Origin of the sequence: Streptomyces cadmiisoli (genome assembly GCF_003261055.1) — a bacterium.
Classification (GTDB): Bacteria; Actinomycetota; Actinomycetes; order Streptomycetales; family Streptomycetaceae; genus Streptomyces; species Streptomyces cadmiisoli.
This window is the reverse complement of sequence record NZ_CP030073.1, coordinates 1,861,481-1,883,194: the sequence shown is the minus strand read 5'-3', so window position 1 is coordinate 1,883,194 and position 21,714 is coordinate 1,861,481. Positions and strand designations below refer to the sequence as shown.

Annotated in this window: 8 protein-coding genes; 6 read left to right on the top strand and 2 right to left on the bottom strand. The window is 66.3% G+C overall.

Going from position 1 to position 21,714, the window contains the following annotated elements:
* Positions 1-612: 612 nt before the first annotated feature.
* From DN051_RS07770 to DN051_RS07750, 6 genes are all read left to right on the top strand, one after another.
* Complete coding sequence (locus tag DN051_RS07770) at positions 613-1,296, top strand: DUF6308 family protein (protein ID WP_112438360.1); 684 nt, start codon at positions 613-615, stop codon at positions 1,294-1,296.
* A 96-nt stretch (positions 1,297-1,392) separates the two neighbouring features.
* Complete coding sequence (locus DN051_RS47250; RefSeq protein WP_268248925.1) at positions 1,393-1,527, top strand: hypothetical protein; 135 nt, start codon at positions 1,393-1,395, stop codon at positions 1,525-1,527.
* Positions 1,528-1,814: 287 nt separating this feature from the next.
* On the top strand, positions 1,815-2,873 hold the full coding sequence (locus tag DN051_RS07765) for an IS630 family transposase (RefSeq protein WP_112438359.1): 1,059 nt from the start codon (positions 1,815-1,817) through the stop codon (positions 2,871-2,873).
* A gap of 32 nt (positions 2,874-2,905) precedes the next feature.
* A complete protein-coding gene (locus tag DN051_RS07760) occupies positions 2,906-9,199 on the top strand; it encodes an ATP-binding protein (RefSeq protein WP_112438358.1) in 6,294 nt (2,097 codons plus the stop codon).
* 538 nt (positions 9,200-9,737) lie between these two features.
* Positions 9,738-10,850, top strand: a complete 1,113-nt coding sequence (locus tag DN051_RS07755) for a tyrosine-type recombinase/integrase (RefSeq protein WP_112442160.1) — start codon at positions 9,738-9,740, stop codon at positions 10,848-10,850.
* Positions 10,851-11,279: 429 nt separating this feature from the next.
* Positions 11,280-15,788: a hypothetical protein gene (locus DN051_RS07750; protein ID WP_162624887.1), complete on the top strand. Its 4,509-nt coding sequence runs from the start codon at positions 11,280-11,282 to the stop codon at positions 15,786-15,788.
* A gap of 379 nt (positions 15,789-16,167) precedes the next feature.
* On the opposite strand, the gene DN051_RS07745 is transcribed toward DN051_RS07750, so the two are convergent.
* Both DN051_RS07745 and DN051_RS07740 read right to left on the bottom strand, forming a co-directional pair.
* Complete coding sequence (locus DN051_RS07745) at positions 16,168-17,232, bottom strand: Wadjet anti-phage system protein JetD domain-containing protein (protein WP_246040975.1); 1,065 nt, start codon at positions 17,230-17,232, stop codon at positions 16,168-16,170.
* The gene (locus DN051_RS07740) at positions 17,229-21,686 is read right to left on the bottom strand and encodes a hypothetical protein (RefSeq protein WP_112438356.1); all 4,458 of its coding nucleotides are present in this window, start codon (positions 21,684-21,686) and stop codon (positions 17,229-17,231) included. The genes DN051_RS07745 and DN051_RS07740 overlap by 4 nt, the downstream gene beginning before the upstream one ends.
* Positions 21,687-21,714 lie beyond the last annotated feature (28 nt).

Genomic DNA, 21,714 nt, shown 5'->3' with positions numbered 1-21,714 from the left:
AGCACCGGGCCATCGGTGGAATCCGGACCGAGCAGCCGGACGGACTCCGCGGTTAGGACCTCCGCAAACTGCCGGGCCTGGGCGAGGGACCGTTTCGGGCGGGCATGCGCGTCGGCCTCAGCACCCGCGCCATACACCAGTAGGAGGGGCTCCAGCGGCAGCAGAAAGCCGAAGTTCGCGGAAGCGGCGGCCAGCCCCTCCAGGGCTTCCTCGACAGCCACTTGGTGCACTCGGCCCACGTTCCCTTCACTCTTCGTCAGCGTCACCGGCGACCGTGGCACGGCGTCGAACAAGGAGCCCAAATCTATCGTCTTAGATCGGGCCTCGGGGCCCGACCTGAAGGGACTGAGGTGCTCCCGAGACGCGGAGGCTGGTGACAGAGGGTCAGAGGGTACTCATGACCGGAACATCGGCGAACGGCATTTCCTGCCAGCTCTCAGACGCCAACAGGACCAGAGCCCACGCCTGGACCAGGTGCCAGAAGCTAACCCGAAATGCGGTGGAGCACAGGCGCGAGTGTTGGCCGCGGTTTCCGCTCGAGCCACCGCAGGGTCTCAGCTGGTGTACCGTCCACCGACACATCACTGGTGGCGTGGGAGTTGGGGGCTTCGGGTGATCGAGTTGAAGATTCCGGAGATCTACTGGGACGACGAGAAGGCTGTGAGCCTGCTGGGTGAGTACTTCACCCGACGACGCTCATGCGGCGACCTGTTTTATTCCGGCGCGTGCTTCGAGCGCCTGGGCGGGGGCGGGGACGCCGAGCACGTCGCGGACCGTTTCGACGGCAACGACCTGGTGGCCATCACCACGCTCAGTGTGTCCCTGGAGCCACATGGGGCGATCAACTTGCTGACCGACCCCGACGGGCACTGGGCGCGCCTGCTGTCGCTCATCCCCCGTGACGCATGTCTGGAGGATCCTCGAAGCGATGCGCTCATAGCGGAGGGCGGACCGGCGTGGGAATTGTGGGAACGCCTGGCCGGCACCAAGCAGTACCCCGGCAAGCCCGACGGCAGTGGACCGGTTGTCGCAGGCAAAGTGCTGGCCCGCAAGCGTCCCCACCTCATCCCCATCTACGACATCCGCATCAAGCAGCTCTTTGAGCGACCGAAGACAGACCACTCCTTCTGGGCAGCGCTGGCTGCGGCCCTGCAGGCGGACAACGGTGCCTTCTACGATCAGTTGGCCTGTCTCCGCGACAAGGCGGGGATCGGTGAGGACATCGGCGTCCTGCGTGTGTTCGACGTCATCGCCTGGATGCATCAAGGACGGCAGGGGCAGGTCTCGACCAGCTGAGCTCTCGGGTGGAGTGCGGCGGGGAGGCGTAGGAGGTCACCGAGCTGGCAGTCTGATCGACTGCCCCCAAATTCGATCTGCTTCCGATGACGCATCATGTGGAACGCGTCGAGCCCACGACCAAGGGCGTTCGAACGCCACTTCCACCGGCCCGACGGTGATGCGCTGATCTTCACCACCATCACCAAGGGCCGGGCCGGCCGCCGCCTCAACGACGGCAACTGGCGCTGACAGGCTGGCTGGTGGCTGGCCCTCGACGGCGCCTGCTACTTCGGCAGCGACGGCGAGCCGCAGCCCGCCCCACACCACCTGCCGCACTCCATGCGCCATACCTGCGCCTCGTCGCTTGTTCAGAGGGGAGTATCACTCTCGCTTTCCCTCCTATAGGCGCCCAACCCGAGACAATGCACAGGACATGGGTGATCTGACTGCCGCGCATCGCGGGTATGAGTACCAGGACCTGCTAGTGTCGTGTGTTTGAAGTAGCTTTACGGTCGTCGGTTCGGGACAATGGCGTCATGCATACGGCCGCTGCGCTGCAGCTCCGCGAGGGTGACCGGTCTCGTCTGGAGGCGCTGACGCGCATGTCGACGGCGCCGGCGGGCCTGGTTCAGCGTGCGCGGATCGTGTTGCTGGCCGCCGACGGTGTGTCCAATGCGCAGATCGCTTCCCGGTTGGGGACGTCCCGGCCGACCGTTTTGAAGTGGCGTGACCGGTACGGGGCTTCGGGAATCGAGTCGCTGGGGGATTTGCCGCGCCCGGGTCGGCCGGGGACGGTGGACGAGGTGGCTGTGCTGGTCGCGACGCTGGCCGAGGACGGCAGGCCGCCGGCGAGGCTGGGGGTGACGCACTGGTCGTCGCGACTGCTGGGCAAGGAGCTCGGGCTTTCGTTCTCCGTGATCGCGAAGATCTGGCGGAAGTGGGGCATCCAGCCGCACCGGGTGGAGACCTTCAAGTTCTCCACCGATCCGGAGCTGGAGCCGAAGATCCGCGACGTGGTCGGCCTGTACTTGGCCCCGCCGGAGAAGGCGGTCGTGGTGTGCGTCGACGAGAAGACCCAGATCCAGGCACTGGACCGCACCGCCCCAATCCTGCCCCTGCGGCCTGGCTTGCCGGAACGCCAGACCCACGACTACAGGCGCAACGGCACCACCTCGCTGTTCGCCGCCTTGGAGGTCGCCACCGGCAGGATCAGCGCAGATGCCTGCTACGAGCGGCACACCAACAAAGAGTTCCTGCACTTCCTCAAGCAGGTCGCCAAGGCGCACCCCAGGGTGAAACTGCACGTCGTGGTCGACAACTACGCCACCCACAAGCACCCGAACGTGAAGGCGTGGCTGGCGAAGCACCCGCGGGTGACCCTGCACTTCACCCCCACCTCCTGCTCCTGGCTCAACATGGTCGAGATCTTCTTCGGGATCATCACCCGGCAAGCCATACGGCGCGGCACCTTCGAGTCGGTTCCCGACCTGAAGGCCGCCATCCGCGCCTTCATCGACGGCTACAACACCCGCTGCGAGCCGTTCACCTGGACCAAAACCGCCGACCAGATCCTCACGAAGATCAATCGTAAATAGACTTCAAGCACACGACACTAGAAGCGTGTCGTGTGGTGGATCTGCCGCTGGGCGGGATCGTCGCCGTGCACGTTGACGAGAAACTGGTGCCGGACGACCGTTTCGACGATCTCACGGTCATCGGGGCGGACGGATGCCGCGAGCGGACCCAGTTCAAGCACTCGGACAACGACGATCACCCCCTCGCTTACGAGACGTTCACTTCGGACGGCCGTGGGCTGAGGCTGGATCGCCTCGTGGCAGCCGCCGTCGCCGACCGCGACGGCCCGGGGGCATCCGCTCGTATGATCCGGTTGCGCATCGTGATGCGGGACGCACCACCGGACGATGCCGTACTACGCGCGGTCATGGTGCCAGCACGCGCGTCTGACGTGCCGTTCCTGGCGGGCATGAACACCACTCTCCTACGGTTCGACGCCGAGGCCATCTGGCAGGGGGTCGAGCTGCCAGCGCGGGGCAGGCGCAAGGCAGGGAACGTCTTCGGGTTCCTGGCTGAAGGTGACATGGCCGTCTCCAAGGAGGATCTGGAATGGCTATGCGAGCACCTTGTTGTGGAGCTCGCTGCGCCGCCTATGACGATGGATCTCCAGCGGCCGGGGCCAGCTGAGCAACTCCTCCTCCAGCGTGTGCGCGGTGAACTCGGTGCGGGGATCCACCCCAACGAAGGGCGCTCGGCAGTTGACGTGGCCGAGGCGCTGATCCGCACGGTCCGGGCGGCCCGTCAGCGGGGCATCAAGGTCACTTCGCAGGAGCTGCTGCGCCGGGCACAGCTGCGCCAGGACTTCGGCGCTGTCCTACGTGCGCATCCCGTTGACCGGACCATGGAAGTGGCTCGGCCGGGCGTGGTCGGTGCCCTGGTGGAAGCCGCCGGGACCGCCGCATCCGACGGGAACGTGTTGCTGGTTACTGGCCCGCCGGGGCAAGGGAAGTCCTGGGCGTGCCAGCAACTGGTCGAACAGCTCACGCGTGACGGATGGCTGGTCGCCGAACACTATTGCTACCTGGGTGACGCAGACGGTGATCAGCTGACCCGGGTGATGACCGAGTCGGTCTTCGGTAGCCTGCTCAGCCGGCTGGCCGAGGCGGAGCCGAGTCTCGTCCACGACCAGCGCCCGCGCTTCGCCGCCGATGAGGAGGCCCTGGCGAACGCGGTGGCGACGGCCCTGCGCAAGAATCCCGTCCGGAGAGTGGCGCTCGTCGTGGACGGACTAGATCACGTCACCCGCGTACACGGCGGGAGGACCAGGAGAGTGGACCCGTCCCTGACCCTTGCCGAGGTACTCAGCTCGCTGCCGCTCCCGGCTGGCAGCGTACTCATCGTACTCAGCCAGCCCGGGACTCACCTCGACCCCCTCAGACAGGCAGGGGCTGCCACCGTCGCCGTACCGCCGCTCGCGCAGGAAGAACTACGTGGCATAGCCGAGCGGCTCGGGCTCGTCCTGTCGAAAGGAGGCGGCCAGGCCGAGGCGCTGCTGACCGACGGCCGGGAAGTCACGGACTTCCTCGACGCGCTACAGGAACGCTCAGGTGGAAACGCCCTGTACACGACGTACCTCTGCCGTGAGGTTGCCCTGCGCCCAGAGACGATTGCGGACGCTGCGGCAACCGTGCGGGCGCTTCCCTCGTACCGCGATTCACTGGAGGACTACTACGCCCACCTCTACGAGACCCTCGGTGCCGAAGCCGATGTCGTCGCGGACATCATCGCCCTGCTCGGCATGCCGGTCACTCGCGAGGAACTCGGGCAGATCGTCCCGGACCGGGGACACCGAATCGATCGTGCGCTGAAGGTCCTGGCCCCGGTGCTCTCCGAGCGGACCGGACAGGGTGAGGTACGGGTGTACCACGAGTCGTTCGCCCGCTACCTACGCCTCGGATACGAGGACCATCCTGATGCCCTGCAGTCGACGCTGGCGCTGATCGCTACATGGCTGTCCGGCAGGGGACTGTTCGAGGACCCGAGGGCCTTCCGACGGCTTCTGCGGATCCTCGCCGAGGCCGGGCGCGACACCGAGGTGCTCAGCCACATCGGGCGGGACTTCGTCGCCCGCGCCGTCTCTGCCGCATTCCCGGCCTCGGCGATCAGGGACAACCTGGCCACCGGGCTGCGCTGCGCCGCCCGATCGGGAAACTGGCCGCTCGTCGTGCGCTGCGTCGAGCTGGCCCGGGCTGCGCAGACTTACGAGGGTGAGCGCTTCGACTCGGTGCTGCTGGACTTCGCCGACGTGCCCATCGCGTTGCTCGGGGCTCAGACCATGGCGGACCGGCTCCTGTACGACGGACGGACCGTAATGCCCGCCCGGGTGGGCCTGCAAATGTGCGCGGCTCTTGATGCCGCAGGTGCCGTGGCGCCCTGGCGCGAATACATGACGGCATTTCAGCACGAGGACGAATCCGACAACACCTCCTACGGAGAAGACTCCGACCGGGTCGTCAGTCTGGCCTGGCTGCGCGGCCGGCTGCGACTGTCCGCGGCATACCGGGGGACAGAGGAGGAGGTGCCCGGGCAGGACAAACTCAGCGCACCGGTGTCGCTGGACACCATCGCCCAGTGGCTCGATGAGCACGGTGACCAGCCAGCGGCCGACGCCGTTGTGAAGGCACTGCTCGACACCGTGGAAACCCATGCCGTCACCGGCCTACTACCGCGACTCACAGCAGGCGGCCCGGTGTGTCTCTCCCTCGCCGAGCACATTGCTGCCGGTGCGGTCCCCGGACAGCCCGGCAGCGCAGCGCACTGGGCCCGGAAGGCCGTCGCCTCGGGACAACTGCCGGGAACGGTGCACCGGCTGCTGGCGCTGGGGGTCGCTGCGGACGACCTGTGCGGAGACCTGGCGGGGGACAGTCCCCAGGCCCGGCGCGACGTGCTGCTCTCCCTCACCCGCGAGGTACAGCAGAAAAGCGTCCGCTGGGATCCGGAGGCCGTCGCCCGGTGGCTCGACGCGCTGGCGGTCGCGGCAGTAGCCGATCCCTTGGTGCTGGACGCGGCGGAGGCGCACGTCCAGGGGCCGGGCTGGTATCCCTGCTGGCTGCGGTTCGCGATCGCCCTCGTACGCGCAGAATCCGCCAGTGTGGACCTCCGGTCCGGCCTGGCGGTGGAAGCCATCGGACTCCTGACCGGAGACCTCAGGCCCTTCGCCGGAAAACCGCGTGCGTGCGACCTCTACGCGATACACCCGCTCATCGAGGGGACGGTGCGCCGGGCGGTCGTGCACGTGTCCGACGATGATTGGCCGCAGGCATGGGAGAAGCTCACCCACGTCAGCCGGGGGATCAGCACCACTCTGCGCGGTGAACTGGGCGGTCCGCTGCCCGCCGACCTACTGCTCTCGATCGCCGTCGAGCAGGCGACGCCTGCCCGGCGGGCCAGTGTGGACGAAGCCGTCCACAGCGAGTTCGAGCAGCAGGCCGGCGGACGCTACTACAGCGACCTGGCCAGGTACCTCCTCACCCGCGCGCGGCTCGCCCTCGCCGCAGGTGAACTTGCCGGTGCGGAGGCACGCTGGCTGGAAGCCTGCCGCTTCCTAGTGTCCTACGGCTGGCACAAGGACATCACGGTCTACGAGGTCCTGGACCCGCTGCTCGCTCTCGTCGCCGCCGATCCGGCGCGGGGCAGGGCGCGGGTGGCGCAGCTCCAGCCACTGTGCGAACGCCTGCCCCTGCACACCGACGGCAAAGAGACCTTCGCCGCACGGCGGGAGTGGTGGAGGACACTGGCCGGGGCAGATCCTGCGGCCCTCGCCCGACTGGCTGCCACCGGGCTTCTCGGCGACTGCAACGCTCCCAATGATCTCCTCCAAGGCGCGCGGGAGAATCTCTGGGACAGCTGGAAGGAAGAGGCGGATCCGGTCGCGGCAACGGCACTCCGCCTCACCCTGGATAGTCCGCTCCTGGAAGGGGACGCGGCGGTGCTGGACCGGCTGGTCCAGACGTTCCGTCCTTCGATCTCGGACGGCGTATCGCAGCTGCTCCGCTGTGCACTGAGCCGGGCGGACGAGCGGCCTGCGCGCTACGACTCGTCCGACGGTGGCGAGACGAAGGCGTCAGATGAGCGACGGGTCGCTGCGCTCAACGCTGTGACCGAAAGTGCCGGTGCGCCGAGCATCGAGCCCCTTCCCGGTCTACAGGTCGCAGAGGAATCCCGAAGTCGGAGCGGCTCACCGCAACCGGCGCGGCCACCCACGGCCGGGGACTTGCTGGCCGGTATGGTGCTGCTACCCCTGCCCCCTGGCCCTGTCGGTCTGATCCGAGCACTGAGGGAATGGCGCCAGCGATCTTACGAGGCAGGTACACCGCAGCAGGCCCTCGACCGCATGACAAACCTCGTTGGTTATCGGCTGCTCAGCCTCGCCGACGAAGGACGTGCCGACGAAGCTCTACAAGTCCTGAGGGCCGTCGCTGGACCGTTCGACTTCCGTGACGGGCCCCTCCTCCTGCGCCAGCTCGCGCAGGGACTCGAACGGAACGGCCAGGACGGCCTGGCCGCCGAAGCGTACGCGCTGACCTGGGTGCGGACGCGCGGGTGGGGCGGGTGGCTGAACTTCGGCGGGGAGACGTCCATCGACGCCCTGAGCAGAGCCGCGCAGATCGATCCGGCCCTCACCTTCCGCGTCGTCGCCGAAGAGGCAGAAGCCATCGTGAGCACCGGCCGATACGGCACACACGGTGTCACACAGGCGCTGATCTATGCCTTCGCCCGCCAGGCCGTCGGCCTGCCCGGGCACAGCTCCCTTGATCTAGGGTTCGCGCTTTGGGACGAAGCGGCGGCGGTCATTGAGAGCCGGGCGCCTCGGGTCCACGTCAGCGACGAGCCCGATTACCCCTACAACGCCCCCGACCGGGACACCGGCGCGGCCGTACACGGAGATCTGGACGGCGCCTTCGCGACCGCGGCACTGGCGGGACTGGCCCATGCGGGACGCGAGGCCAAGCGGCGATCGATGATCGCCGCTCGGGCTCTCGTCTCACTGCGCCCGCAGACAGCAGCACCCGCCGTGGCGCTGGCACTTGAGCATGCGTCTGATCCCGCGACGCTGACCTGGCTGCTGTGTCTCCTCGAGGAGCAAGGGCCAGCCAGCCGGGCCGTCTTGGAGCACTGCCAGGACGCGCTCGGAGCGCTGGCCCAAGGACCTCTGCTCACTGTCCGGGCCCTTGCCCGTCGGCTGCTCATCAAGGCGGCGAACGTCCCCATGGCGCCTTCCGATCCGGACGTGTTGCAGCCCCCAGTCCGCCTGTGGACGTCCTCCGGGCAGGAAGGCGACCGAAACGATCAGGCGCTGGAAGGGCTGGTACAAGAAGTGGCCAGCGCACGGCTGTACGAAGCTGAGCAGCTGCAGCCGGGGCTGATCCGAGCGGTCCTGGCCGATGCCCGCCGCAGGCTGGGCAGTGAGCATACGAAAGACAGGTACAGGACTCAGCTCCGCGCCTACCGAAGCGCCGACGAACAACTACCGCCGGACGCCTACCTCGCCACTGAGGAGGCGGTCGAAGAAGCGGTCCAGAGAACGGCAGCAGGTAGCCGCGCCCACCGGCTCTCGAACGGTCTGGGCGTGTCCGATCCGCGAACCTGGGAAGACCAACTGGCCACCGCACTGGCGGACAGCCCGATTGTTCCCCTGGCCTTCGAGGCGGCGCGCTGGCCGCGCCCCGGCCTCCCGGCTCCGCCAGGTCCGGACGATCCCGGCAATTCAATGGCTGGCATAACCGCGGAGACCATCTCCATGCGGCCTTTGGCGGAAGCTGACGTCCTGAGCGGCCAGCCACTCCATGGCTGGTACATCCTCGCTTCCGTGGAGAAGCGCAGGTTCCTGTCATTGCACAGACGGACGACCGACGCGGTCAGCTTCAGGCTCTCGGGCCCGGAAGTAACTGCGCGCGGGGGCCATGAGACCCCGGACGCCCCGCCGTTCTCGGACGGTGACCTCACTGAATGGACCGAAGGGCCGGCGCAGCTACCTCTGGGACTTCCACAGGTCACCTTCCCGCTGCTCGGTGTCGACCGCGACATGGTTGCGGCCGGGGATGCCGCTCATGGTCTGGGACTACCCGACCTCACGCTCACACCAGGCTGGTGGCTCCCTGCCGCGCTGCACCTGCGGCCCGGGGCCCCCTTGACCCTAGAGGACGACCACGGGCTGGCCCTCGGGCTTATCTGTTGGCGCACCGAGTACGAGAGGAGCTCCTACCACCTCGCCTGGCCGCGGATGACCGGCTGTGCCGTCGTGATCCGCCCCGATCTGCTGGAAGTCCTGGCCGAACGGGTGCCTGCAACCGTCGTCATCCGAGACTTTGTCATGCGCCTTGGGCATGGCGAAGAGGCGAAATGACACGGAAGCGCTCGGTCGTGTAGTGGAGGAGCATGCTGGTCGGCCCTGGTCCACTACCTCGCCGCCGCTGACCCCAATTCGCCACTTGACCTGGACCTCTCGACTTACCTGACAAATCATCAGGTAAGTCAGCATCCAGTCAGCATTAGGCCGGGACAGTCTGGCGTACATGCTCCTGTTCGACGGCTTCGCGGCAGCTTGTTTCGCGCATATCGCGCAGGTGAGAAGCTCGCTCGCCACGGCGCACGCGGGTCTTCGAGTTGAAGGCATGCCCATGTACAGTGAACGACGCCCCTGACCTGCAGAAAGCTGGCGGGGAGCCGTCTTCTAGGAGTCCAAAGTGCTGCGAACTTTGATCAAGTCCAAGATCTAGCATTTGGACGTTCGCGCAGGTCAAGGGCATGATGGAAGCCCCTCAGGTCAGCATGCGGCGCAGCTCTGTCTCCGCTTGCTGACCTTCCGCCCTCTGCGCAGCGCCTGTGCATGGTTCTCGCTCCCGTTCGGAAGGTTCGACGTGGCCCGACAGCTCGCCCGCGGCATGGGGTCCTTCTTCAAGGACTGCGACTGCGCCAAGCCAACCCGTTGCCTGCACCCGTACACGATTCGGTTCAGGGACGCGCTGGGCAAGCAGCGCGAGGAGTCCGGATACGGCACGCAGGACGACGCTATCGAGCGCCTCACGCAGCTCTACGCCGAGAAGAAGAATACAGCGCCATCAGTCGCCGAGGCGCGGCGGGAGCTAGGGCAGCTGACGGTCGAGGAATACGCGAAGCAGTGGCGACCCCGACAGCGCAAAATGACGGAGTACTCGACAGGCGAGCACATCGACAGCTCGATCAATGTGCACATCGTTCCTCGCCTCGGATCGCGCAAGGTGAACTCCGTTACGCCGATCGTGGTCGAGCGCTTTTTGGACGAGCTGGAATCCGACGGCGTCGGCCGCGGAAATCAGGTCAACATATTCCGCACCCTCAAGGCCATTCTCCGTGACGCTTACGGAAAGGGCGCCATGGCGGATGATCCTGTCAGGGGGGTTCAGGAGCCGGAGTACATACGTGAGTTGGTTGTCATCCCCTCTCTCGACTACGTGAAGAAGGCGCTGACGGTCGCCGATGAGGATCTTGCGCTCGAGATCATCATGATGGCGGGCTGCGGCCTGCGTAATGGCGAGGCTCGGGCGGTGAACGTAAACAACGTCGTCGCGAACGACGTATACCGCGTGCACGAGCAGATCCACTCGAACACGCACAAGCCAGCAAAGCTGAAGCATCGCAAGGCAGGCGAGTTCAGGGAGGTTCCGCTGCCGCGCTCGGTGCGGGAGGCGATGGAGCGCTACGCGGAGCAGCACGGAACCACGAAGGATGGCTACTTGCTGCGTGGCCCCAGCGGGTACTACACGGAGCCAATGGAACGCCGACGTGTGCAGCGGCTCTTCGAGAAACTTCCTGCGGCGGACGGTGTCGGCATGTACGGCTTCCGGCACTACTTTGCATCGAACGCTCTTGGAAACGGCATACCCATCACCGACGTAGCGGAATGGATGGGGCACAAATCCATTGAGGAGACGTACCGCACCTACCGGCATCTGATGCCGGGGAGCATTACCAAGGCTGCTCGAATCCTGGACGCCGGTCTCTGGGAAGCGGCCTAAAAGCAGATGCGCCGTCGGTTGTCTGCCTTGCTGGGCGCCCGACGGAGGCACCGTCCGTGTGCGGGATGTGGGCTGGGCCACTCGCCCAAATGACGCAGTACATGCATGCGCGCCTCCCTAGATGGTCGACCCGTGTCCGGGGTCTTCCTCCGTGGCGGAGACGTTCGGCGTGGTCTGGCCGCGCTCGCGGCTGCGCCTAGGTCACCGCCGCTGGGCGATCATTGCTGGGGTGTTGTTTCCGTCGGCTGCCGACGGGCGGCTGGAGGGACTCCGCCTGTGGAGAGGTTGATCGCAAGGCGCTGTTCGCCGTGCACAGCCCGACGATGATTTTGTGCACTGCCTCCGTCGTCGCGGCTCAGCGCTTGGTCGCGCTTGGTGAGCGAAGGGGCGACGGGGGCGCCTGTCAGTGTGCGCTGAGAGAATGAGGGAGTGGCAGGTTATGTGTTCGGCTTTCATGTCCCTCGGGTGTGCAGGGTGCGGGGTGAGCGTGTCGCCGCTGAAGATCTGATCGTGCAGGCCGCCGAAGCGTTCCGAGCGGACGATGATGACGTGGTCATGGATGCAGGGCGACTTCGTCAGGGAGCCTTGGCGCTTCCCGCTGTCGTCGCAGCGGCAGGGGCCATAGTCGTGTTGGGAGAGCCGGGCGCTGGGAAGACTTCCGTGCTGAAGCAGCTCACCAATGGGTTGCCCCGTGTCTTCGACACCTGGAGCGGAGACTCCGATGCATGCCTTTGGGTGATAGGTGGGGATCTCACCGAGCACTCCTATCAGGAGGAGCTTGGATGCCATCTTGTCTCCTTGCCTTCGGAAGGAGACGCTGCCGGGGGTGCTGGAGTGCTGACGGTAGTCCTGGACCAGGCTGACGAGAGCCCACTTCTGCCGCGTCTGTCGAGGTGGTTGAGAAGGTCGCTGAGCGGCCGGGATACCAGCCGGATTCGGTTCCTCATGGCCTGCCGCACGGCCGACTATCCGGCGGTGCTGACGTCTGTGCTGGCCGAGGCTTTCGGTGCGTGCCGATGCGTCGATCTGGCCCCGTTGAGTCGCACGGAGGCTGTGACGTTGGCTGACAGCGCCGGCGTGCCGGGAAAAGAGCTGGTGGAGGCAGCTGAGGCGGCCGGCGCCGCTGTGCTGGCCGGCGTACCGCTGACATTGGAATTGCTGGTCCTGACCTATCGGGCTGACGGCCAGCTGCACGGGCGGCCAGAAGAGTTGTTTGCACGCGGAGTGGCACGGCTCGCTGAAGACCCCGACCCTCACCGACTCAAGAAAGCGCTGATCGCCACGGTCCTTCAGCGCCTGACGGTGGCGGGACGCATCGCCGCGTGGATGCTGCTGTCAGGCCATCGGACCGTGTGGCGTGGGGCCACGTTTGAGGCTGGAACCTACGATCTGCCGGGCGACGTACTGGCGGGGGGAAGGGAGCGGACCGCCGCTGGACCGTTCGAGGTTACGCCCCAAGTGGTCGAAGAATGCTTGGCAACCGCGCTGTTCACAGCGCCGGACAACGGCAGGGCGGCATTCCGCCACTCTTCCGTAGCGGCCTACCTCGCAGCCCGGTACCTGACGGATCGGAAGACCACGCAGCGACAGTTGGAGAATCTGTTCCTGATAGGCGCACCGGACGGAGAGACGGCGACCATTCCAGCACCGCTGCGGGAGACCGCGGCCTGGCTGGTGGCCATGAACCACTCTGCCAGCGGCTGGCTGGCTACCGCCGATCCCGAAAGCCTGGCGGTGCACAGCGCACTTGTGCGTTCCGACGAGGTCCGCCGGCTCACCGTAAGCAGGCTGCTGGAACGTGCGGCGCAGGTCGAACTGGGAGACACGCGATGGCAGCTGTCCCGTTGGGACCTGCGCCATCCTTCGCTCGCTGACCAGCTCGCCGACGTCCTGGAGACCAACCCTGCCGAAGGTGCGGCCAACTGGCAGTCCACGGCGCGAACCCGCCTGGCGATCCAGCTGGCGCAGGAGGCCGGCACCGCTCACCCCAGGTTGGCCGATGCGCTGCTGGCGTTGGTGAGGAACGACACGTGGCATCAAACGGAGCGTCGTTTGGCGGCGCGCGCCGCGTTCGCCTGCGACCTGGGCCGTGCCGTGCCAGTTTTCGTCGAGGTGCTCGACTCCCTATCCGATCTGTCCTATGTCGAGCGGGTGGATCCCGACCATGAGCTTCGGGGCACGCTACTGAGCCTGCTATGGCCGCACCGTTTGGACGCGGCGACGATGCTGGGCGCCCTTCGCCCGCCGTCCCCGGACCTGTACGGCAACTACGCCCACTTCTTGAGGAACATGCCAGCGGAGTGCAGGGACGAGGATCTGCCCGATCTTCTCGCTTGGGTGTCCGAAATAGTCTGCCGACCGGATAGTGGCTATGTCTTCTCGCACGATCGCTTCGAGATCTCACTGATCAACGGGGTGATCGGCCGAGCGCTCGAGACTCCGGACGCGGCTCAGCACGCGGACACCTTGGCGAAGATCATTTTCAGCCTCCTCCACGACCACCACAAGGTCCAGATGCCTGACTGCTTGCAACCTGATGAGCACGGGCACGAGACGCCCGAGACCCGGTCACTACGGAGGCTTCTGACCCAAGCTTTTGTCACAGAGGCTGTCCGGACAGGGCTCAATGCGCGCATGGCGGCCTGCCAGATCGCGTACGACTGGGAACGACGCCCGTCGGTGCGGCTCGACGCATCTTCGGCGCCCGAGCCAGCGATCCGTCATCAGCTTGTCGATAGGGACGACTTCCCGTGGCTCTTGGAGCAGACTGTCGAGGCGGCGGCGTCCGGTGATGGGGCGGCCCTCCAGGTGTACGGCGAGCTGGCCTCCTGCACGTTCCCCTCGGACGACCTCCATGCGTTCGAACTGGCTTACGACAATACGCACCCGGCCTGGCCGTATCTGCGCTCCTTCTACGCGGCCATCCCTATCGACAGTCACCTTGCTCGGGCGTTGCGCCGCAACTACAGCGCTGAGAACTCGCATTGGCCGGAAGCAGCGGAGTTCTTGGCCGAGACGGCGCGGCGCCTCGCTGAAGCCAGGGCCGGCGACAACGACAGTCTGTGGCAATTCCTGTGGGGTCTGCGCGTGGACCCGCAGACGGGGAGGTTCGTGCAGGATGCGGCGGGCGCCATCTCAACCTGGCCAACTGCCGTAGCTCTCGGCGACGATCTGTCGGACTTGCCTGAGCTCGCTCTCCGCTATCTCACCACCGAGCATGACCGTGCGGATTCCTGGCTCCCGCACGCCCGTCGCAACAAGTGCTCCTGGGCCGGATATGCCCTTCTCACAGAGTTGCACCGAACAGGCCGCCTGCTCGAACTTCCCGCGCGGGTGTGGAGCTTTTGGGCAGCCGCGATACTCACCGAGTATCTGGGCATGTCGACGAGCTACACGGAACCCGTTCGGGTGGACCTGCTGCGCTTGGCAGCCCGTCATGCACCTGAGTCCGTGGCCCATCGCGTTACCCAGGCAGCCCGAGCAGCGCTGACGGCAGGCCAACAGCCCATCGAGCTCAATGCGGTTGATCCGCGCTGGGCTGCGGAACTGCGTACGTGCTTGGAGCACCTCGCCACTGAACTGTCCACCTGTCTCGGGCTCGTGCCCGAGGCGGCAGATAAGGCCCTGGCAGGCTCAGCAGCGAGCGAAGACCACCCCGCACGCTTGCCCGACAGTGATGAGGCACGTGAGGCCGCGCTGCGGACCTGGCACAGAATCCTGGCCACTCTTCTCACCACCGACAGCCAAATGGTGCACGGCATCATTGACGCCAGTATCGACGGGCCCCGGGAAACTCCGCTTGCCGCACGAGCTGCTGTCCTCGCCGCCCAGGCCCTACTGACCGCGGACGCCGAGGCGCACTGGCCACGAGCCAAGAGGTTCGCGGCAACCGACCCTGAGCTCGGCCGCAGACTGGCCGAAGCATGCGCCAGGACCGAGACGGAGCGTATCCAAAGCTCCCTGAGCGAGGCTCTCGTTGCCGACTTGTACCTGTGGCTCAGTGACTTGTACGACCCTGAGGAGGACCAGCCTCTTCGCGGCGCTCGCTGGATCACTGATGATGAACAAGCCCGAGAATGGAGAGATCGCCTACTTCCTGAGCTAAGCCGGCGAGCCACCGCAGAGGCAGTTCATCAACTGCGCCAACTTGCGACCCTGTACCCCAGTCGACTGGCTATTGCCGCAGCACTCGGCGCGGCGACCAAGCAACATGCCGCTGCGAGTTGGAGTCAGGTGCGCACAGAGGACGTGATACGGCTCCTGCAGGACCCAAAGCGGCGCGTCATCCGCACCAGCACAGACCTCTTGGACGTGGTGCAGGAGGCCCTTGAGGAGGTGAGCCGGGCGCTTCCCTCGCACTGCGAACTGCTCTGGGACCGTACACCGGGCAAGAGCCCTCGAAAGCCGTCCGCAGAAAACCCAGTCATCCCTGATGTCTGGCGCCCCAAACCCGAAGCAGCCTTGTGTGCGTACCTCACACACGAGCTGACTCTGCGGCTGGCCGGCCACCGTGTCGCGGTCAACCGGGAGGTGCTGATCCATCCCACCGATCCATACGGGGCGGGCGACCGCACTGACCTTCTCGTCGAAGCGATGCCCTCACCGGGTGACGACCCCAACATCGCCTCAAGCGGGTCCGTAAAGCTGGTCATTGAGGTCAAGGGCTCCTGGAACGACGAAGTTCCGACGGCTCAAGCGGAACAGTTGGCGGGCCGGTATCTGCCGGAAGCAGGAACGGATGCGGGCATCTACATCGTCGGCTGGTATCCGATCGAGCTCTGGAATGCCACGGGTGACAGCCGTAAGACCCAGGCGAAAAAACTCCAGCTTGACACGCTCCGCGTCGATCTGCAGGACCAAGCGGCGAGCCTCTCACAGGCGGGCGCAATTCACGTTCGCCCCATGGTGATCAACCTTCCGCGACCATACAGGCAGTAATGGTGATCGGCAGAGCTCGGTGCGGCGCTCGCGTATCTGCATCTTGCGAGCGGTCTTACCTTTCTGAGGCGCAACGTCCAGGCAGTGTGACTTCCATGCCTTCCCGATGACGCATCACGTTGAGTGCGTTGCCATCCTCGAACCGGTGACGAAGGGCAATACTGGCAGTGTTGCGCGTAGCTGGTGGTCAGTCGCAGAATTCAACGTCTACAACTGATCTCGGGCTTTCAGGGCCGGAGTTGCACACCTCGCCGAGGGCGCCGCTCCGGCCCGAGGCTGACGTTCGTGACGTGGGACGCTGGCACTCAGTCCACGTAGCAACTCGTGATGCGGCGGTCATGCCGTGGGGCCTGGAGGTGCTCACGGTCTCCCGACGAACTCAAGGGCACCAGGTAGCGTCGCCGGCCAGCTGGTTACGGTTGGTGGCTTCCTGCGCAATACGCCGGCCTGACAGCAGGACCTCATGAGTCCTCTTTCGCAGTCTGGGCGGCAGCCAGGCCGTAAGCGTGTGGGCGCGCTCATCGGAAACCATCTGACCCGGGGTGGAGGCGTGGCTCAGGAGGAGGTCGTACAACGCGGAGGCGGGTTCGACCGAGGGCAGCCCGCACTGGGTGGCTGTTACTGAGGCGCGGGCGGGAATCGACAGACCTTCAGGGTCGAGGTCGCCGTAGTAGACGATCCGTTGGATTCCATGGATCTCTTTGACGGTTTCGATGGAGGCTTCGAAGGCTCGTCCGGAGCCGAAGGCAACGCCTCTGGTGCGCCCGGGATTCGGGGTGAGCAGGTCTCGGAGTGTGGCGTAGGTGTCGCTGTTCTCGGCGACCAGGAGGGTGTCTCCGTCGCCGAGCAGTCGGTAGGCGAGGGGCGGTGGTTCGCGAAAGGTGCCGAGCTGTTCAAGGGTAAGGCGGCCGGGGGCGAAGAGCGCACCGGAGATGAGGCCATCGAGGCGCTTTTCGTCCTGGAAGATCTCGTACGAGCGTTCGCGCAGGGGGATCGGTACGCGAACGTCGGGACGATTGCTGGTGTCGCGGAACCATCGGTTGATGAGGGCCAGGTCTTCGTGATGGGCGGAGGTGAGGTACGCGGTGTGGCCCCAGTCGAGTTCAGGTCGGTAGGAGCGCCGTGCGGTGACAGGCGCAGGCTTGCGCGGGGTGGCTGCGGGCAACCGGATCTGCTCGGGCAGGGCTGGGTGGCCTGCGTCCCATTTCTTTCTCTGGCCGTGGGGGAGTCGCAGGGTGCCGGCGTCGGAGAGTTCTTCGAGCAGGGTGGCCAGTGCGGTGCGGGAATCCTCACCGCGGGCGGTGCCGGGGAGGGCTGCGGTGAAGGCTTCCATCACGGTGGCGCGCGGCACGGTGGCCTTCTCGGCGCGAGCGTGCAGTGCGGCGCTGAGGCGGACGGCGCCTGGTGAGAGGCGAGGAAGCTGCTCGGGGGTGGGCGCCGTCATCGGTTCGCTTCCCCCTTGGTGTAAAGGCGTGCGGAGCTGAGGTAGCCGTTTGCTTCAGGCTCGTGGGTGTCCGGGGCGGTCCGAGGGGTGGGGATGAGGGCGTTGCGGACGTGGTCGTCGAGGCGAATGCGGGAGAGGCCGGTGCGGGCTTCGGCGTCGTTGCGCAGCTGGATGGTGGCGGGGAATCGGGCCGTTACGGCTTCGTCGCTCAGGCCGGTGGTGTAGATGAGCTGAATGCCGAGGGCTGCCGCCATCTGCGTCTGGATGTCTACGAGGTAGGGGGCGTTGGCGCGGCCGATGGGGTTGTCCAGGAGGAGCAGTCCGCCGTGGCGGGTGCGGCTGCGGGGGCCGGGGGAGGTGCGCAGGGCGGCGAGGGCGCAGTAGAGCAGGATGGCGCCGGTCAGTTCCTGGCCACCGGAGAAGATCTTGCCCATCTTCTCCACGGGCACGCGTTCGATCCGTTGGGTGGCGTTGGGTTTCATGACCTCGGCGGTGAAGCGGGGAACGGCTGCGTGCAGGCAGCGCATGACCACATCGGTGCCTTTGAGTTTGCGGGTGCGCGGGTTGGCGGCGAGGTTGTCGATGGTTTCGCGCATATGGGCGGTGAGCACGGAGGGTTCAGGCTTCCTGTAGCGGATGGTGAGGAAGCGCTTCCCTGCCCAGGGCGTGGGGCCGTCGGGGAAGACGGAGAACCGGCTTGCTTGGTCGACTTGTTGGAGAAGTTCGGTGACGAAGCCGCTGAGCTGGGACACAAGGGCCTCACGCGCCTTGCTCATGCCCTCAAGCTGGGTCGTCAGGGCTGCGGCAGCGCGGTGCAGCGCCGTAGTCCATTCACGGGAGGCGGCTGGGATGTGCCGCCGGTCAAGAGCCGAGATCTGGTTGCGCAAGGGGATGTCGAGTTGCTCGAAGCGGACGTCGGCGGCCTGGTCCTTGAGCAAGGAAACGCTGTCTTCGACGCGGCGCTCGGTGCTGGTGAGCTTGCGCCGGGCGTCCTCGTAGCGGGCTGTGGCTTGCCGTACGGCGGGTTCGGCCGCATCGGCGGTGCCTTCGTATGGGGCCGCCGCGGGTTGAATGCCGAGCTGTTCGATCGTGGTCTCCAAGCGCGCCAGGACATGACCGAAGGCGTCGAGTTCGCGAGTGTGCTGGCTCTGCTGCCTACGTGCCGCGTTGTACTGCTCGCCGGCACTGCGTTCAGCCTGCTGCGCCTCCGCCTGGGCGTGTTCGGCACGGGCGGTCAGGTCGTAAGCCTCTTCGAGGGAGTGTGGGGTCCACTGCGCGACGTCTTGAGTGCTGGTGTCTTCTGCTGCAGTGGCGAGCGTGCGGTGTCGTTCCTTGAGACGGCTCTCCTTGTCCCGAAGGCGCCGTAGCTGGTCGTGGAGACTGTCGATCTGCTGGCCTAGATCGCGTTGCACGGCGTCGCGCTGGACGTCATCTACCGCTGCGGGAGAACGGCTGTACTCCTGGGCGAAGGGCTTGACCTGGTCAGGGACCTGCGCCCACTCGTCCTGGCAGGCGCGCAAGGCGTCTTCTGCTTCCTTGGCACGCTGGCGCTGGTCTTCTTCGATGTCCACACTGCGCAGGTCCTCGACTGCCTGCTCGTAGCGGTGCTGGAGGACGGTGAGCGCTTCGCAGGGCGCTCCCTTGGCGTGCTGAGCCTGCTCGGCCTCGGGCGTGGCGGTGACCTTCTTTCGCGCCTGGGCATGGCTCTGGGCCTGTTGGACGGCGGCTTCCACCGCCTGGGTCATGCGTGCGATGTCGCCGTGGGCTGTCTCCTCTTTCTCGCCCAGTTCTTCGAGTTCGCGCTGACGCTGCTGAGCTTCTTCCACGAGCGCGGTGATCCGGTCGCGTGCCCGGCTGGCTTTCGCCTCGGCTTCCGCGAGGCGACGCATCGCCTGCGCGACCTCGGTGGCCTCGCGGTGAGCGTTTTCCTGTTGTGTGTAGACCTCCTCGGCGGCGGTGACGGCGTCGTCGTGCTGTTCGGCACTGGTGCGCGCGACCTTAAGGCTGGCCTGGGATGCCTGCGCTGCAGTCCGGAGTTCCTGGAGCTGTTCGAGCCGGACCCCTACGCTCACGGAGCCGATCTCGTCCAGCCAGTACTTGATCTTGTTGCCCAGGTCGCGGGTGAGACTGATGCGTTCCTCGAGCTCGTCCAGTGCCTGCGCGGAGGCTGCCAGGCGTGCTTCGACCTCGGCTCGTTCGAGTGCCGCGGCCTGTTCGTCATGCAGGGCCGGGGTCGGGTCGGGCACCATCCGGCCGTTTGTGTCGGGTACCGGCGTCAGCATCCGTTCCCCGGTTCCTACCGCGACGGCCGCCGTGGGCAGGGGACGGGTGCGCTCCAGATGACGTTGGGCCTGATCCAGCGCTGCGGGGCCGCCGCTTACGATGATGCCGCCGACCAGGTCCGGGTGGTCGTGGATGAGGCGCTGGTGATCGTCCGCGGGCACGTTGTCGCGCATCCACTGCCAGCCGGGGACTGCGTCGATGCCCTGGGCACAGAGGTCGGCACACAGGGAGCGGACTTCCTTGGTGGCGGGCAGGAGGCCGTCGCTGGTGTCCAGGGCGGCGAGGAGTTCTTCATCCGCGCTGTGCTGGAGCTGTGTCCGCCTGAGGGCACCGTCCAGAGCGGTGATCTTCCGCTCGATCAAGTTCTGCAGGGCAGCGTAGTGGTCGGCGAGCCAGGTCAGGGCGTCGCCGTCTTGCAGGTCTTCGAGGCCGAGCTCAAGCAGTTCCGCAGTCACAGGGTGGCGGCGCACGGACTCGGCGCGGGCGCGGAAGCGGTCGGTCTCCGCTTCGGCCGCTTCTGCTGCGCAGCGATCATCGAGAGCCCGCTCCTGCAGTGCAGGCAGCTGTTGATATGCCTGTGCCCGGCGGCTGCGGGCCTCATCCTGTGCCTTCTTGGCCTCTACACAGCGCTGGCCGTGGTGATCAGCTTCGCCGTCCATCCTGGAGGCGGCGTCTGCCGCGCTTTCGCCGGGCTGCACCTTTCCCTCTTCCCGCGCGGTGCGCAGCTGCTCCTCGAAACCCTGCACCTGACGGCGCAACTGGTGCTGTTCTCCCTCAGCCGTACCGGCATCCTTATGGAGCGAGTTGCTTTGCTCGCGCCACTGCTGGATCTCTCTGCGAGACTCGGAGATCTCCCTCTCCAGATTGCCGGCCTCGGCGCGTGCCTGCGTTTCAGCCGCCGCGTAGCCCGCCCGGAGCGCCGCCGCGGCGATATCGCACGCTTGCACATAAGGGGCGGCTGTTTCCTCGGCTTCGGAGAGGGCCCGCTGCATACGGCCGTGGCGCTCCTGGGCAGCCGCGTGTCGCACGGCGACCGGGACACTGCGCCAGCCCGCAAGGCGGTCTTCCAGTCGTTGCGTCGTCGCGGCGACTCGCTTCTGTTCCTCGGCTGATTTGCCCAACTCGATACCGCAGGCAGCCCAACGAACGTACGCCACACGTGCATTGGCGACGTCCAGTCCCTGCTTGGATGCTTCATGTGCCCGGTAGGCGGTATTGACCGTGTCTGTGGTGGCCTGTGCCGCGGCGGTGAGGATCTGATGCCGACGCATCAGCCCTGCGGCAAGGGCGACAAGGCCGTCCTTGGCCTGGCCAGCCTCGCGCTGCTGGTCGGTGTGCTCCTGGTACCGATCGGCCACACGGGCGCAGATGTCCTCCATGGCCAGCGCGAACTCCCGCTCCTTGACCAGCTTCTCGCGCTGGTCGTGGGCGCCGGCATAGGTCTCGAAGGCACCGCCGAGGCTGGTGTACTTGTCGTCGTCGTTGGCCTTCTCCAGCAGCCACTGGACGAACGCTGCCGCACTGGAGGTGGTGAACGCCTCGGCAGCCCCGCTCTCGGTGGCGTTCATCTTGCGCTGGACATCGAAGAGGCCAGGTTCGAGACCCAGACCGGCCTGATGTTTCTCCCACTTCTCCTGCCCGTCCACGATCTGTAGTTCCAACGCCTCGACCGTGGCCTGCAGTTCGCACAGCTCGTTGTAGTAGTGGTCGAACGGCAGCCAGTGACCGTCGCGGTGGAAAGGTAGATCGTCCGCGGACAGGGCGGCACCCGGGTGGAAGCTGTAGAAGCGGCGCTTGAGCTTGCCATCGCCCTCGGGCGCGAGGAGCTGCGCGGTGACCAAGAGCCTGCCAGTCCGGGCATCAGCCCACTCCAGGACGATATGGGAGGGCTGAGCCGGAGAAACGACGAAGCTCAGCAGCTCCTCCGGGTCATGGTGACGCAGCGGGATCGTGGTGCAGGTGATGCCGGTCAGCAGCACACCCTTGCCGCCGCCGTTCTGGAGCATGACCAGACTGGCCGGCGAGGGCCGCTGCGTGACGTGTCCGGGGGTCGGCATCAGGGATGCTGTCTCAACCAGGGGGCCCACGCCAGAGAAGTCCAGGTTCACGTCTTCGTAGCGGGCGTCGAGCGGCCCGAAGTTGCGCATCAGGATGCGGTTCAACTCGTACATGGAGAGGGGTCCTTACATCGCGATGGCG